The 12,982-nt window shown below is 64.2% G+C and carries 11 protein-coding genes; 4 read left to right on the top strand and 7 right to left on the bottom strand.

Annotated features, from left to right (window positions below):
• Positions 1 to 46 precede the first annotated feature (46 nt).
• Together KDB76_RS19230 and KDB76_RS19225 are read right to left on the bottom strand one after the other, a co-directional pair.
• Positions 47 to 562, bottom strand: a complete 516-nt coding sequence (locus tag KDB76_RS19230) for a DUF4880 domain-containing protein (protein ID WP_013973346.1) — start codon at positions 560 to 562, stop codon at positions 47 to 49.
• A 435-nt stretch (positions 563 to 997) separates the two neighbouring features.
• On the bottom strand, positions 998 to 1,309 hold the full coding sequence (locus KDB76_RS19225; protein ID WP_025339827.1) for a hypothetical protein: 312 nt from the start codon (positions 1,307 to 1,309) through the stop codon (positions 998 to 1,000).
• Between the two features lie 130 nt (positions 1,310 to 1,439).
• On the opposite strand from KDB76_RS19225, the gene KDB76_RS19220 reads away from it, so the two are divergent.
• Both KDB76_RS19220 and KDB76_RS19215 read left to right on the top strand, forming a co-directional pair.
• On the top strand, positions 1,440 to 2,105 hold the full coding sequence (locus KDB76_RS19220) for a LexA family transcriptional regulator (protein WP_013973344.1): 666 nt from the start codon (positions 1,440 to 1,442) through the stop codon (positions 2,103 to 2,105).
• 86 nt (positions 2,106 to 2,191) lie between these two features.
• The gene (locus tag KDB76_RS19215) at positions 2,192 to 2,806 is read left to right on the top strand and encodes a S24 family peptidase (protein ID WP_031325183.1); all 615 of its coding nucleotides are present in this window, start codon (positions 2,192 to 2,194) and stop codon (positions 2,804 to 2,806) included.
• A gap of 136 nt (positions 2,807 to 2,942) precedes the next feature.
• Here the strand turns inward: KDB76_RS19215 and KDB76_RS19210 are convergent, their stop codons facing one another.
• Genes KDB76_RS19210 through KDB76_RS19195 form a run of 4 tightly spaced genes read right to left on the bottom strand, consistent with a single transcriptional unit; the run spans position 2,943 to position 8,501 of the window.
• Positions 2,943 to 4,895, bottom strand: a complete 1,953-nt coding sequence (locus KDB76_RS19210) for an acetyl/propionyl/methylcrotonyl-CoA carboxylase subunit alpha (RefSeq protein ID WP_038409976.1) — start codon at positions 4,893 to 4,895, stop codon at positions 2,943 to 2,945.
• Positions 4,892 to 5,707 (bottom strand): gamma-carboxygeranoyl-CoA hydratase, encoded by an 816-nt coding sequence (locus tag KDB76_RS19205; RefSeq protein WP_038409975.1) that lies wholly within the window; start codon positions 5,705 to 5,707, stop codon positions 4,892 to 4,894. Before KDB76_RS19205 ends, KDB76_RS19210 begins: the two co-directional genes overlap by 4 nt.
• Positions 5,708 to 5,710: 3 nt before the next feature.
• A complete protein-coding gene (locus tag KDB76_RS19200; RefSeq protein WP_013973340.1) occupies positions 5,711 to 7,318 on the bottom strand; it encodes a carboxyl transferase domain-containing protein in 1,608 nt (535 codons plus the stop codon).
• A gap of 19 nt (positions 7,319 to 7,337) precedes the next feature.
• Complete coding sequence (locus KDB76_RS19195; protein ID WP_013973339.1) at positions 7,338 to 8,501, bottom strand: isovaleryl-CoA dehydrogenase; 1,164 nt, start codon at positions 8,499 to 8,501, stop codon at positions 7,338 to 7,340.
• A 321-nt stretch (positions 8,502 to 8,822) separates the two neighbouring features.
• On the opposite strand from KDB76_RS19195, the gene KDB76_RS19190 reads away from it, so the two are divergent.
• Positions 8,823 to 10,505, top strand: coding sequence for an AMP-binding protein (locus tag KDB76_RS19190; RefSeq protein WP_038409974.1), 1,683 nt, complete (start codon positions 8,823 to 8,825; stop codon positions 10,503 to 10,505).
• A gap of 139 nt (positions 10,506 to 10,644) precedes the next feature.
• Here the strand turns inward: KDB76_RS19190 and KDB76_RS19185 are convergent, their stop codons facing one another.
• Positions 10,645 to 10,806 (bottom strand): hypothetical protein, encoded by a 162-nt coding sequence (locus KDB76_RS19185; protein ID WP_003251307.1) that lies wholly within the window; start codon positions 10,804 to 10,806, stop codon positions 10,645 to 10,647.
• A gap of 140 nt (positions 10,807 to 10,946) precedes the next feature.
• Between KDB76_RS19185 and KDB76_RS19180 the strand changes: the two genes are divergently transcribed.
• Positions 10,947 to 12,965 (top strand): alpha-1,4-glucan--maltose-1-phosphate maltosyltransferase, encoded by a 2,019-nt coding sequence (locus KDB76_RS19180; protein WP_013973336.1) that lies wholly within the window; start codon positions 10,947 to 10,949, stop codon positions 12,963 to 12,965.
• Positions 12,966 to 12,982 lie beyond the last annotated feature (17 nt).

Here is a 12,982-nt window from a genome sequence, read left to right as displayed (position 1 = left end):
CGAGCCATCCGCGGTGAAAACGATAACGGTGTAGCGAAGGTGTTGATCAGGCCCAGAAACCAAACAGCACCAACGCCGCCACGCCAAGCCCGACCGCAACCGAACAGCCGCCCAACGACAGTGCCGCCCGACCTTGCCGGTACCAACCATCCTGGCCCAGTTGCCGTGCCGGTGCCAACAGGCTGCGCCAGTGCATTTCCGTGTCATGAAACGCCTGCAAGTTCGCCATGTCCGCATCCAGCCAACGGCGAAAATCGATCCGCTCGCACGCCGTCACCTGTGGGCTCTGCAAGCGCACATACCATTGCCCGGCAACACTCGCCAGCACATCCCGGCGCGAACGACCAGCCTGCAGTGCCTGGTCCATGTGCCGCTCGATGCTCGCCAATGGCAGGTCGAGGCGGGCGGCGATGCTGGAGAAGTCCAGTTGGTCGAGGCGGTTGAGCAGGAATACTTGTTGGACACGCCGTGGCAGGTGTTTCAGGGCGTGCAGCAGGGCGTCGTCGGCATGATGTTCGGCAGCGGGGTTTGAGTGCTCAAGGGGCAGCAGCAGACGGGTCATGGACAGCTCCTTGCTCTGTGGAGGGGAGGGATGGGGGCATCTTCCGTGATGCGTGATCAGCGTATTTGAAACGAGATTGATTCTCAAGTGCTGATTCCGCAAAGTTTTGTAATGAGCGTTCACGCCCTGAAACACCTTTGCTATCATGCGCGCCATCACGATCTTCATTAGCCTGAAGAGCCAAAAAAAAGACCCAGCAAAAAGCTGGGTCAAAAACCGTGATTAGCCTGATGAGGAGATAATCTGAGAGCGACCTAAGCTCCAGGTTATCCAGCAGATCTCGCGATCAGCTGAGCGCAATAATAATAGTTATCATTTGCAAGTCAAATGAATTTTCGCTAATCCGGTAAAAAAATTTTACCGGTGCGCTCCTTGTCCCGGCAATCGGGGCCTTCGCCGTTACCCGGCCATCACGTTCTCTCCCTTCTTTCTTGCTTACAAACCCGATTCCACGGTGCGTTTGTGCTCGAGCAGTGCGCGCGCCATGTCCATCATGTGCATCAGGGCAAAGGTCAGTTCGCGCTGGCTGCCGTGCTGGTGAGTAGCAGTTTCCTGCGCGGTGGCGGCGGCGCAGCGCAGCAGGGCGATGGCGTGTTCCTGGGCCTGGTCGCCGGTTACACCCTCGTGCAGGGTCCAGATCCTGTTGTCCAGGGTGGGGCGCGGCGGGTTGGGGTTGAGGTAGTAGTCGAGGGCGCGGCGGGCGGCTTCGCTGTCGAGATCTGTTTCGTCGTTTTTCGGGGGTTTCATCCTGATACCTGCTAACACCAGTGGGGAAAGGGCTCAGGTCGATACTAATACCTAAAGTATTTTTGTGCTTTCCGATAAATAATACTGAATGTTTATTGAGCGCTAGAAGGCAGTCCGTATCGTGCCAGCGATGAATATGGATAAATGGATTGCCCTCGTCCGTGACCGGATGGAGGAGCTAGGGCTCACTCAAGAACAGCTTGCCGAGCGCGTTGGCGTGTCTCAAGGCAGCGTGGGGCATTGGGTGAACAAGCGGCGTCAGCCGAAGATCGAGTCGATGAATCGCACATTCGTTGAGATTGGCATGCCCCATTACAACGTCAGCCTGCAGTTGCGCATTGTTGGTCAGGTTGGCGAGGAGCGTGGCATTTACGAGGTCGATGACTCCGATGATGACCTGGACCTCATGCAATACATCGTGTGCTTCCGCTACCCGGTGCTGGGCTGGGATGAGCTAGGTATCGCAGAGGGGGCGGAGCCAGGTGTGTTCGAGCAGACGGACTACCTGGCCCAAGGCAAGGCGTTCTGGCTGACTGTCGAGAATGATGCGATGAGTGCCGCCAGTGGCCGCAGTGTGCCGCAGGGCATGCGGATGTTGGTGGATCCTGGGGTAGATGCCGAGCCAGGGCGTCTGGTTATCGCTCGTCAGCCGGGCAAACCGGCGATCTTCCGTGAGTTGGCGGAGGAAGGTGGGCAACGGTACCTGAAGGCACTCAACAGCAACTACCCGGCGCTGTTGTGTGAGGAAGGCTGCGAGTTTCTGGGTGTGGTCGTGCGGGTGCATGGCTCCTTCTAGATTGCCGGGGCTGCTGCGCAGCCCTTTCGCGACACAAGGCCGCTCCTACAGGGATGGCGCAAGTCTTGGAGCTGCAGTATCCGCTCATGGAAAACTGGATCGCGTTTCTCAAGCGCTACAAGCGTGAACACAACCTCAGCCAGCTCAAGCTGGCCGAACGCCTGGGCATGACACAGGGCGGCGTAGGGCATTGGTTGCGCGGTTCACGACGGCCGACACTGCAGACCATCAACGAAAAGCTCGAGAAGCTTGGGTTGGTGTCTCTTGAGGCCCAAGTCATGGTGGTCGAGCGTGGCCTTGCGTCTGAAGCCTCAGGGTGTAGTGCGAGCTATCGTTTCCCCGTGCTGAGCTGGGCCGATTTGCAGGGGCCTTTGCCTGAGGCGAGCAAATCCCATGAACAGACGGACTATATGCCCGCCGGCAATGCCTTCTGGCTGGTGGTGGAAAACGACTCGATGAATGCCGCCAGTGGCAGGAGCGTGCCTGAGGGTATGCGTGTGCTGGTGGATACCGGCCTGCCGGCGGAGCCAGGCCGGTTGGTGATTGCGCAGCAGCCCGGGCGGCCGGCAGTGTTGCGGCAGTTGGTCGAGGAGGGCGGAGACAGGATGCTCAAACCGCTGAATACGCGCTATCCGACAGTTCTGTGTGAAGGCGGCTGCGAATTTCTGGGTGTGGTCGTGCGGGGGCACGGGGTCTTCTAGATTGCCGGGGCTGCTGCGCAGCCCTTTCGCGACACAAGGCCGCTCCTACAAGTACCGCACCAACCTCAGGGTATGCACCGTACCTGTAGGAGCGGCCTTGTGTCGCGAAAGGGCCGCAAGGCGGCCCCCAGGACTCTTACTCCGCCAGTTCGACCAGCACCGTCCCTTCGCTGACCATATCCCCTTCCTGGCAGAACAACGCCTTCACCGTGCCGCCATGCGGCGCGCGAATGCTGTGCTCCATCTTCATGGCCTCCAGCACTACCAGCGCCGTACCTGCTTCCACCACCTGCCCAGGCTCCACCAGCACCCGCACGATGCTGCCGTTCATGGGCGCGCCCAGGCCGCCCTGGTGGCTGTGGCTGGCCTCGGCCTCGGCAATCGGGTCGAAAGCTTCGATGGCATGCATCTCGCCGTCCCAGTGCAAGTACAGCGTGCCACCGCGGCGGATCGCCAGATGCTGGCGACGCACACCAGCCTGGTCATGCACCAACTGCTCGCCCAGCAACTGCCAGGTAGACGCAGCGCTGCGCTCCAGGGCGACTGCCTGGTCCTGCCCGCCACTGACCAGGTGCAGGCTGCTGCGCGCCGGCAGGCCCAGGCGCAGGCCGTTGCGCTCGGCCCACGGCGAACTGCGGTCGTCCTCCCGCTGGTGTGCGGCCTGGCCCTGCAACCAGGCCTCGGCCGCGGCTTCCCAGAAGCCTGCCGGCAGCGCTTGCGGCGCGGGCAGCAAAACCTCCTGGTGACGCGGAATGAAGCCAGTATCCAACTCCGCTGCAGCAAACGCCGGGTGGGCGAGAATGCGCCGCAGGAAGGCGATGTTGGTCTTCAACCCGCCAATGGCAAATTCGTCGAGCATGGCCAGCAAGCGCAGGCGCGCCTGCTCGCGGTCTTCGCCCCAGGCGATCAGCTTGCCCAGCATCGGGTCGTAGAACGGCGACACCACATCACCCTCGCTGACCCCGCTGTCCACCCGTCGCCCTTCGCCGGCTGCCGACTCGCGGTACAGCGCCAGCTTGCCGGTCGCGGGCAGGAATTCGTTGGCCGGGTCCTCGGCATACAGGCGCACTTCGATGGCATGGCCTATCAGCGGCACCTGTTCCTGGGTGATCGGCAGGGCCTCGCCGCAGGCCACGCGAATCTGCCAGGCCACCAGATCAAGCCCGGTAATGGCCTCGGTGACCGGGTGCTCCACCTGCAGGCGGGTGTTCATCTCCATGAAGAAGAACTCGCCACGGGCATCGAGCAGGAACTCCACGGTGCCGGCGCCCACGTAGCCGATGGCCTGGGCCGCGCGTACCGCCGCCTCACCCATGGCCCGGCGCAATTCGGCTGACAGACCTGGCGCAGGGGCTTCTTCCACCACTTTCTGGTGGCGGCGCTGTATCGAGCAGTCACGCTCGTTGAGGTACAGGCAGTTGCCGTGCTGGTCGGCGAATACCTGGATTTCCACATGGCGCGGCTTGAGCACGTACTTTTCCACCAGCATGCGCGCATCGCCGAACGACGACTGCGCCTCACGCTGGGCCGAGGCCAGGGCGTCGGCCAGCTGGCTTTCTTCTTCGACCACTTTCATGCCCTTGCCACCGCCGCCGGCGCTGGCCTTGAGCAGCACCGGGTAGCCGATGCGTTCGGCGGCGGCGCGGAAGGTGTCCAGGTCCTGGGCTTCGCCATGGTAGCCCGGCACCAGTGGCACGCCAGCGGCTTCCATCAGTGCCTTGGCCGCCGACTTGCTGCCCATGGCGTCGATGGCGCTGGCCGGTGGGCCGAGGAAGATCAACCCGGCCTCTTCGATGGCACGGGCGAAGCCTGCGTTCTCGGACAGGAAGCCATAGCCCGGGTGGATGGCCTGGGCGCCGCTGGCCTTGGCTGCGGCCAGCAGCTTGTCGACCAGCAGGTAGCTTTCGGCAGCCTTGGTGCCGCCGAGGTCGACGCGGATATCGGCTTCGCGGCTGTGCCGGGCATCACGGTCGGTGGCACTGTGCACGGCCACGGTGGTCAGGCCCATGGCCTTGGCGGTGCGCATCACCCGGCAGGCGATTTCGCCGCGGTTGGCGACCAGCAGGGTGGTCAAAGCGGGGCGGCTCATGGGCGCGGCTCCTTCTTGTCGTCGGTTTGCCAGGCGGGGCGGCGTTTTTCCAGGAAGGCGCGCAGGCCCTCCTGGCCTTCGGCGCTGACGCGGATGCGGGCGATGGTGTTTTCGCAGTAGCGGCGCAGGGCCGGGCTGAGTTCACCGTCGTCCACTTCACGCAGCAGGTCCTTGGTGGCGCGTAGCGCTTGCGGGCTGTTCTGCAGCAGGTTGCTCACCCAGGCTTCGACCTGGGCGTCCAGTTCGCTGGCCGGGTAGACCTCGGCCAGCAGGCCCAGCTCGCGGGCCCGCACGCCGCTGAAACGCTCGGCGGTGAGGGCATAGCGGCGCGCGGCACGCTCGCCGATGGCCTTGACCACGAACGGGCTGATCACTGCCGGGGCCAGGCCGATGCGCACTTCCGACAGGCACAGCTGGGCGTCTTCGGCACCGATGGCCATGTCACAGCAACTGATCAGGCCCAGCGCGCCGCCAAAGGCCGCGCCTTGCACCACGGCCAGGGTCGGCACCTTGAGGCGGTGCAGGGCATACATCAGCTCGCCCAGCTCGCGGGCATCATCCAGGTTGGTGTTGAAGTCCAGCTGCGCCGACTGCTGCATCCAGGCCAGATCGGCGCCGGCGCTGAAGTGCCGGCCGCGGCCGCGCAGCAGCACGAAGCGTAGGCTGGCGTCCTCGGCCAACTGGTCGAGGGCGACGATCAGCTCGCGGATCATCAAGGCGTTGAAGGCGTTGTTCTTGTCCTCGCGGCTCAGCCACAGGGTGGCGAAGCCGCGCGGGTCGCGGATCACTTCGAGAGTGCTGAAATCGCTCATGGGTCACATCCGGAAAATGCCGAAGCGGCTCTGTTCGATCGGTGCGTTCAGCGCAGCGGACAACGCCAGGCCGAGCACGTCGCGGGTCTGTGCCGGGTCGATGACACCGTCGTCCCACAGGCGGGCGCTGGAGTAGTAGGGGTGGCCCTGGTGCTCGTACTGGTCAAGGATCGGCTGTTTGAGCCGGGCTTCGTCTTCGGCGCTGAACGGGTGGCCACTGCGCTCGCTCTGTTCGCGCTTGACCTGAGCCAGCACGCCGGCGGCCTGTTCGGCCCCCATCACGCCGATCCGCGCATTGGGCCACATCCACAGGAAGCGCGGGTCGTAGGCACGGCCGCACATGCCGTAGTTGCCGGCGCCAAAGCTGCCGCCAATGATCACCGTGAACTTCGGCACCTGGGCGCAGGCCACGGCAGTGACCAGCTTGGCGCCGTGCTTGGCGATGCCGCCTTCTTCGTACTTCTTGCCGACCATGAAGCCGGTGATGTTCTGCAGGAACAGCAGCGGGATGCCGCGCTGGCAGGCCAGTTCGATGAAGTGCGCGCCTTTTTGCGCCGCTTCGGCGAACAGGATGCCGTTGTTGGCGAGGATCGCCACCGGGTAGCCGTGCAGGTGGGCGAAGCCGCACACCAGGGTGGTACCGAACAGCGCCTTGAACTCGTCGAACACCGAGCCGTCGACCAGACGCGCGATAACCTCGCGCACGTCGAACGGTTGCTTGGCATCGGCCGGCACCACGCCATACAGCTCATCGGCGGCGTACAGCGGTGCCACCGGGGCCAGGCGCTGCAGCTTGCCCAGCTTGTGCCAGTTGAGGTTGGCCACGCTGCGTCGGGCCAGGGCCAGGGCGTGTTCGTCGTTGTCGGCATAGTGGTCGGCCACGCCGCTGGTGCGGCAGTGCACATCGGCACCGCCAAGGTCTTCGGCGCTAACCACCTCGCCGGTGGCCGCCTTCACCAGTGGCGGGCCGGCGAGGAAGATGGTCGCCTGCTGGCGCACCATGATCGCTTCGTCGGCCATCGCGGGCACGTAGGCACCGCCGGCAGTGCACGAGCCCATCACCACGGCAATCTGCGGAATGCCCAGCGCGCTCATGTTGGCCTGGTTGAAGAAGATCCGCCCGAAGTGCTCGCGGTCGGGGAACACTTCGTCCTGGCGTGGCAGGTTGGCGCCGCCGGAGTCCACCAGGTAGATGCACGGCAGGCGGTTCTGCAGGGCGATGGTCTGCGCACGCAGGTGCTTCTTCACCGTCAGCGGGTAGTAAGACCCGCCTTTGACCGTGGCGTCGTTGGCCACGATCATGCATTCCACGCCTTCGACGCGGCCGATGCCGGCGATCACGCCCGCAGCGGGCACGTCTTCGCCATACACCTCATGGGCAGCCAGTTGGCCGATTTCGAGGAACGGCGAGCCCGGGTCCAGCAGGCGGTCGATACGCTCGCGCGGCAGCAGCTTGCCACGCGAAGTGTGCCGCTCCTGAGCCTTGGGCCCACCGCCCTGGGCCACTTGGGCGAGCAGGCCGCGCAGGGCCTGGACCTGTTCGAGCATGGCCGCGCTGTTGCCGGCGAACTCCGCCGAACGCGGGTTGATCTGGGTGTGCAAGGTAGCCATGTGCGCCCGTCCCTTGTGCTCAGCGGGTTTCGTTGAACAGTTCGCGGCCGATCAGCATCCGGCGGATTTCGCTGGTGCCGGCACCGATCTCGTACAGCTTGGCGTCGCGCAGCAGGCGGCCTGCCGGGAATTCGTTGATATAGCCGTTGCCGCCGAGAATCTGGATCGCCTCCAGGGCCATTTGCGTGGCGCGCTCAGCGGTGTACAGGATCACCCCGGCGGCGTCCTTGCGGGTGGTCTCGCCACGGTCGCAGGCCTGGGCCACGGCATACAGGTAGGCACGGCTGGCGTTGAGCTGGGTGTACATGTCGGCGATCTTGCCCTGGATCAGCTGAAACTCGCCGATGCTCTGGCCGAACTGCTTGCGGTCGTGAATGTAGGGCACTACCAGGTCCATGCAGCTCTGCATGATGCCGGTCGGGCCGCCGGACAGCACCACGCGCTCGTAGTCCAGGCCGCTCATCAGCACGCGCACGCCACCGTTGAGCTGGCCGAGGATGTTTTCTTCCGGCACTTCGACGCCGTCGAAGAACAGCTCGCAGGTGTTGGAGCCACGCATGCCCAGCTTGTCGAACTTGTTGCTGCGGCTGAAGCCTTTCCAGTCACGCTCGACGATGAACGCGGTGATGCCGTGCGCGCCCTTTTCCAGGTCGGTCTTGGCATAGATCACGTAGGTGTTGGCGTCCGGGCCGTTGGTGATCCAGGTCTTGCTGCCGTTGAGCACGTAGTGGTCGCCGCGCTTTTCCGCGCGCAGCTTCATCGAAACCACGTCGGAACCGGCGTTGGGCTCGCTCATGGCCAGGGCGCCGATGTGCTCGCCGCTGATCAGCTTGGGCAGGTACTTGAGCTTCTGCTCGTGGCTGCCGTTGCGGTTGATCTGGTTGACGCAGAGGTTGGAGTGGGCACCGTAGGACAGGGCCACCGAGGCCGAGCCACGGCTGATTTCTTCCATCGAAACCACGTGGGCCAGGTAGCCCAGGCCGGCACCGCCGTATTCTTCCGGCACGGTGATGCCCAGCAGGCCCATGTCTCCGAACTTGCGCCACATGTCGGCAGGGAACAGGTTGTCGTGGTCGATTTGCGCGGCGCGCGGAGCCAGTTCGGCGGCGACGAAGGTGCGCACCTGGTCGCGGAGCATGTCGATGGTTTCGCCCAGGGCGAAGTTCAGGGTGGGGTAATGCATGCTGGGGGCACCTTCTTGTTCTTGAAATTGGGTAACACCGTAGCTCAAGGGCTATCCACCGGCCCTGTGGGAGCGGGTTTACCCGCGAATGCGTCAGCAGGGCCACCGTCATTGCCTGGATGATCGCATTCGCGGGCAAACCCGCTCCCACAAGGTCGGTGGTGCGCCGACAAACCCGATGTCGTTTTCACCTTTACGTTAACGTAAACCTGCATGCGCTCACTGTCAATCGACTCATCACCTTTACGTAAACGTAAATCTGCGCCAGAGTATTCCCGCTTGCTTCAGTCGTGCCCAGAACAACCACAAGAAGGGACACCCATGAGTCAACCAAGCTATACCCGCGGTCGCCAGGACCAAGCCTTGCTGACCCAGACCATCGGCCAGGCCTTCGACGCCACCGTGGCCCGTTGTGCCGACGGCGAGGCCCTGGTGTCGCGCCATCAGGGCCTGCGCTACAGCTGGCGGCAGTTGGCCGAGCAGGTCGAGGTGCATGCTCGTGCCCTGATGGCCCTGGGCGTGAACACCGGCGATCGGGTCGGTATCTGGTCGCCCAACTGCGCCCAGTGGTGCATCCTGCAGCTGGCCAGCGCCAAGGTCGGTGCGATTCTGGTCAACATCAACCCGGCCTACCGCGTGGGCGAGCTGGAATACGTGCTGCGTCAGTCCGGTTGCCGCTGGCTGGTGTGTGCCGATGCCTTCAAGACGTCCGACTACCACGCCATGGTCCAGGAACTGGCGCCGGAGCTGGCCAGCGCCGCCCCCGGTGAAATGGCCAGTGAACGCCTGCCCGACCTGCGCGGTGTGGTCAGCCTGGCCGCCAACCCGCCGGCAGGCTTCCTGCCTTGGCAAGCGCTGGCCGAGCGGGCAGGGCAGACCTCGACCGAGGCCTATGCGGCGCGCCAGCAAAGCCTGCAGTTCGACCAGCCGGTGAACATCCAGTACACCTCCGGCACCACAGGCGCTCCCAAGGGCGCCACGCTCAGCCACTACAACATTCTCAACAACGGCTTCATGGTCGGCGAAAGCCTGGGCCTGACCGCATGCGACCGCATGGTGATCCCGGTACCGCTGTACCACTGCTTCGGCATGGTCATGGCCAACCTCGGCTGCATCACCCATGGCAGCACCATGATCTATCCCAACGACGCCTTCGACGCTGAGCTCACCCTGCGCGCCGTGGCCGAAGAGCGCGCCAGCATCCTCTATGGCGTGCCGACCATGTTCATCGCCATGCTCGACCACCCCGCGCGCGGGCAAATGGACCTGTCGACCCTGCGCAGCGGCATCATGGCCGGCGCCACCTGCCCGATCGAGGTGATGCGCCGGGTCATCGACCAGATGCACATGGCCGAAGTGCAGATCGCCTACGGCATGACCGAAACCAGCCCGGTGTCACTACAGACCGGCCCGGACGACGACCTTGAGCTGCGCGTGACCACCGTCGGCCGCACCCAGCCGCAGCTGGAGAACAAGCTGGTGGACGCCGACGGCTGCATCGTCCCGCGCGGCGAGATCGGCGAGCTGTGCACCCGCGGCTACAGCGTGATGCTCGGCTACTGGGACAACCCCCAGGCCACGGCAGATGCCATCGACCCGGCCGGCTGGATGCATTCTGGCGACCTGGCGGTGATGGACGAGCACGGCTACGTGCGCATTGTCGGGCGCAACAAGGACATGATCATTCGCGGCGGCGAGAACATTTATCCGCGTGAGCTGGAAGAGTTTTTCTACACCCACCCGGCGGTGGCCGATGCGCAGGTGATCGGCATCCCGTGCAGCCGGTATGGCGAGGAGATCGTCGCCTGGATCAAGCTGCACCCGGGGCACAGTGCCACGGTCGAGGAACTGCAGGGCTGGTGCAAGGCGCGCATTGCACACTTCAAGGTGCCGCGGCATATCCGCTTTGTCGACGAGTACCCGATGACGGTGACCGGCAAGGTGCAGAAGTTCCGCATGCGGGAGATCAGTGTGGCGGAGATCTCGGCTTTAACTGCTGGTTGATGTATTGATGCTGCCGGCCCTTTCGCGGGTAAACCCGCTCCTACAGGTACAGCGCCGAGTTCGAAATCGGCGCGGTCCCTGTGGGAGCGGGTTCACCCGCGAAAGGGCCGGTCCTGCCTGCGTCGATCCTGGTCTACCCTTAAGCCTTCACCGGTGGTTCCTGGCTCGGCGGGTCGCCTACCGTCGGCGGCACGGTCGGCTTGATCGGCAGCTCGTCCGGGTCTTCCTCCGGCACGGGCGGCGGCAGGCTCGGGTCGTCGATGTTGGGATCGGGAGTCTCCGGTGGAATGGGAATGTTCATGGCCTGACCTCGCTTGGGTAATTGAAGAGGTGCTGCAGGCTTCGACCCCTCGCAGCTGCCGTTCGCTCAATTTTTTTGAACCCCACGCCTGTGCCCGGCTCTGAACCCTTACCGCCACCAGCCTGAGGGAGCAAGGTCCGATGTCACGAAACGAGCCCTTCGAAAGCGTGCCCATGGCCAACGATCACCCGGACCAGGCCATCAGCCTGTCCCAGGCGCTGCTGGCGCCGCGCATCGTGATCGAAGACACCCAACCCGTGCTCGAGGCCGGCACCTTCGCCGCCAAGGCCATCAGTGGCCAGCCGGTGGCGGTCAGCAGCAAGGTCTACAGCGACGGCCACGACCGCCTGGCCGTGATGCTCAACTGGCGCCAGGCCCACAGCCGGCGCTGGCATTGCGTGCCCATGCACTCGCCGGGCAACGACCTGTGGCTGGCCGAATTCACCCCCACTGAACTGGGCCCGCACCTGTTCAGCATCGAGGCCTGGATCGACCCGTTCGCTACCTACTGCCACGACCTGGAGAAGAAGTACCACGCCGGTGTCGAGGTCCGCTTGGAGCTGGAGGAAGGCCGATTGATGCTGGGCAAGGGCATCGAGCTGTGCAACGGTGCCCTGCGCGAGGAGCTCCAGGCGTTGCAGCAGCGCCTGCCCACGCTTAATGCCGACGACCAGGTGGCACTGTTTCTCGACCCCGCTACCGCCCGCCTGATGAGCGACGCCGAGCACCGCAGCTACCTGGCCCGCAGCCGCGAATTCCCCGTCGATGTCGACCGCCCGGCCGCGCAGTTCGCCAGCTGGTACGAGCTGTTCCCGCGTTCGGTCACCGACAGCCCCGAGCGCCACGGCACGTTCAACGATGTGCACGAGCGCCTGCCGATGATCCGCGACATGGGCTTCGACGTACTGTATTTTCCGCCGATCCATCCCATCGGCATGCAGCACCGCAAGGGCCGCAACAACGCCCTCACGGCGGAGCCCGGCGACCCGGGCAGCCCGTATGCCATCGGCAGCGCGGAAGGTGGTCACGAGGCGATTCACCCACAACTGGGCAGCCGCGACGACTTCCGTCGCCTGGTAGCCGCAGCGGCCGAGCATGGCCTGGAAATCGCCCTCGACTTCGCGATCCAGTGCTCCCAGGATCACCCCTGGCTCAAGGAGCACCCCGGCTGGTTCAGCTGGCGACCGGACGGCACCATCCGCTATGCCGAGAACCCGCCGAAGAAATACCAGGACATCGTCAACGTCGATTTCTACGCGCCCGAGGCCGTGCCCTCGCTGTGGCTGGCTTTGCGTGACGTAGTGGTCGGCTGGGTCGAGGAGGGTGTGAAGACCTTCCGCGTCGACAACCCGCACACTAAACCACTGCCATTCTGGCAATGGCTGATCGCCAATGTGCGCAGCCGGCACCCGGAGGTCATCTTCCTCGCCGAAGCCTTCACCAAACCGGCGATGATGGCCCGCCTTGGCAAGGTCGGGTACGCGCAGAGCTATACCTACTTCACCTGGCGCAATCACAAACAGGAACTGCGCGAATACTTCGAGCAGCTCAACCAGCCGCCATGGAGCCAGTGCTACCGGCCCAACTTCTTCGTCAACACGCCCGACATCAACCCGTACTTCCTGCATACCTCCGGCCGTGCCGGCTTCCTCATACGCGCTGCACTGGCCACCATGGGGTCGGGGCTGTGGGGCATGTATTCGGGCTTCGAACTGTGCGAAGGCACACCGCTGCCGGGCAAGGAGGAGTACCTGGATTCGGAGAAGTACGAAATCCGCCCACGCGATTTCAGCCAACCCGGCAACATCATTGCCGAGATCGCCCAGCTCAACCGCATCCGCCGGCAGAACCGCGCCTTGCAGACCCACCTGGGCGTGGCGTTCTTCAACTGCTGGAACGACAACATCCTGTACTTCGCCAAGCGCACGCCCGAGCGCGACAACTACATTCTGGTGGCAATCAGCCTCGACCCGCACAACGCCCAGGAGGCGCATTTCGAGCTGCCGCTGTGGGAGCTGGGGCTGGATGACAACGCCGAAACCCATGGTGAGGACTTGATGAACGGACATCGCTGGTCGTGGTACGGCAAGACCCAATGGATGCGCATCGAACCCTGGCATCTGCCGTTCGGTATCTGGCGCATCGAAAAGGCCCGCTAACGGTGGTTCGCGATCCA

The sequence above is a fragment of the Pseudomonas sp. JS425 genome (assembly GCF_018223845.1).
Classification (GTDB): domain Bacteria; phylum Pseudomonadota; class Gammaproteobacteria; order Pseudomonadales; family Pseudomonadaceae; genus Aquipseudomonas; species Aquipseudomonas asiatica.
Note: the sequence above shows the minus strand (reverse complement) of the source record. Positions and strands in the feature narration are given on the sequence as shown.

Excerpts from the sequence above, each read along its gene's own strand:
- KDB76_RS19195 (WP_013973339.1), bottom strand. The coding sequence starts at position 8,501 with ATGCATTACCCCACCCTGAACTTCGCCCTGGGCGAAACCATCGACATG.
- KDB76_RS19205 (WP_038409975.1), bottom strand. The coding sequence starts at position 5,707 with ATGAGCGATTTCAGCACTCTCGAAGTGATCCGCGACCCGCGCGGCTTC.
- KDB76_RS19215 (WP_031325183.1), top strand. The coding sequence starts at position 2,192 with ATGGAAAACTGGATCGCGTTTCTCAAGCGCTACAAGCGTGAACACAAC.
- KDB76_RS19230 (WP_013973346.1), bottom strand. The coding sequence starts at position 562 with ATGACCCGTCTGCTGCTGCCCCTTGAGCACTCAAACCCCGCTGCCGAA.
- KDB76_RS19220 (WP_013973344.1), top strand. The coding sequence starts at position 1,440 with ATGAATATGGATAAATGGATTGCCCTCGTCCGTGACCGGATGGAGGAG.
- KDB76_RS19190 (WP_038409974.1), top strand. The coding sequence starts at position 8,823 with ATGAGTCAACCAAGCTATACCCGCGGTCGCCAGGACCAAGCCTTGCTG.
- KDB76_RS19225 (WP_025339827.1), bottom strand. The coding sequence starts at position 1,309 with ATGAAACCCCCGAAAAACGACGAAACAGATCTCGACAGCGAAGCCGCC.
- KDB76_RS19180 (WP_013973336.1), top strand. The coding sequence starts at position 10,947 with ATGTCACGAAACGAGCCCTTCGAAAGCGTGCCCATGGCCAACGATCAC.
- KDB76_RS19185 (WP_003251307.1), bottom strand. The coding sequence starts at position 10,806 with ATGAACATTCCCATTCCACCGGAGACTCCCGATCCCAACATCGACGAC.
- KDB76_RS19210 (WP_038409976.1), bottom strand. The coding sequence starts at position 4,895 with ATGAGCCGCCCCGCTTTGACCACCCTGCTGGTCGCCAACCGCGGCGAA.
- KDB76_RS19200 (WP_013973340.1), bottom strand. The coding sequence starts at position 7,318 with ATGGCTACCTTGCACACCCAGATCAACCCGCGTTCGGCGGAGTTCGCC.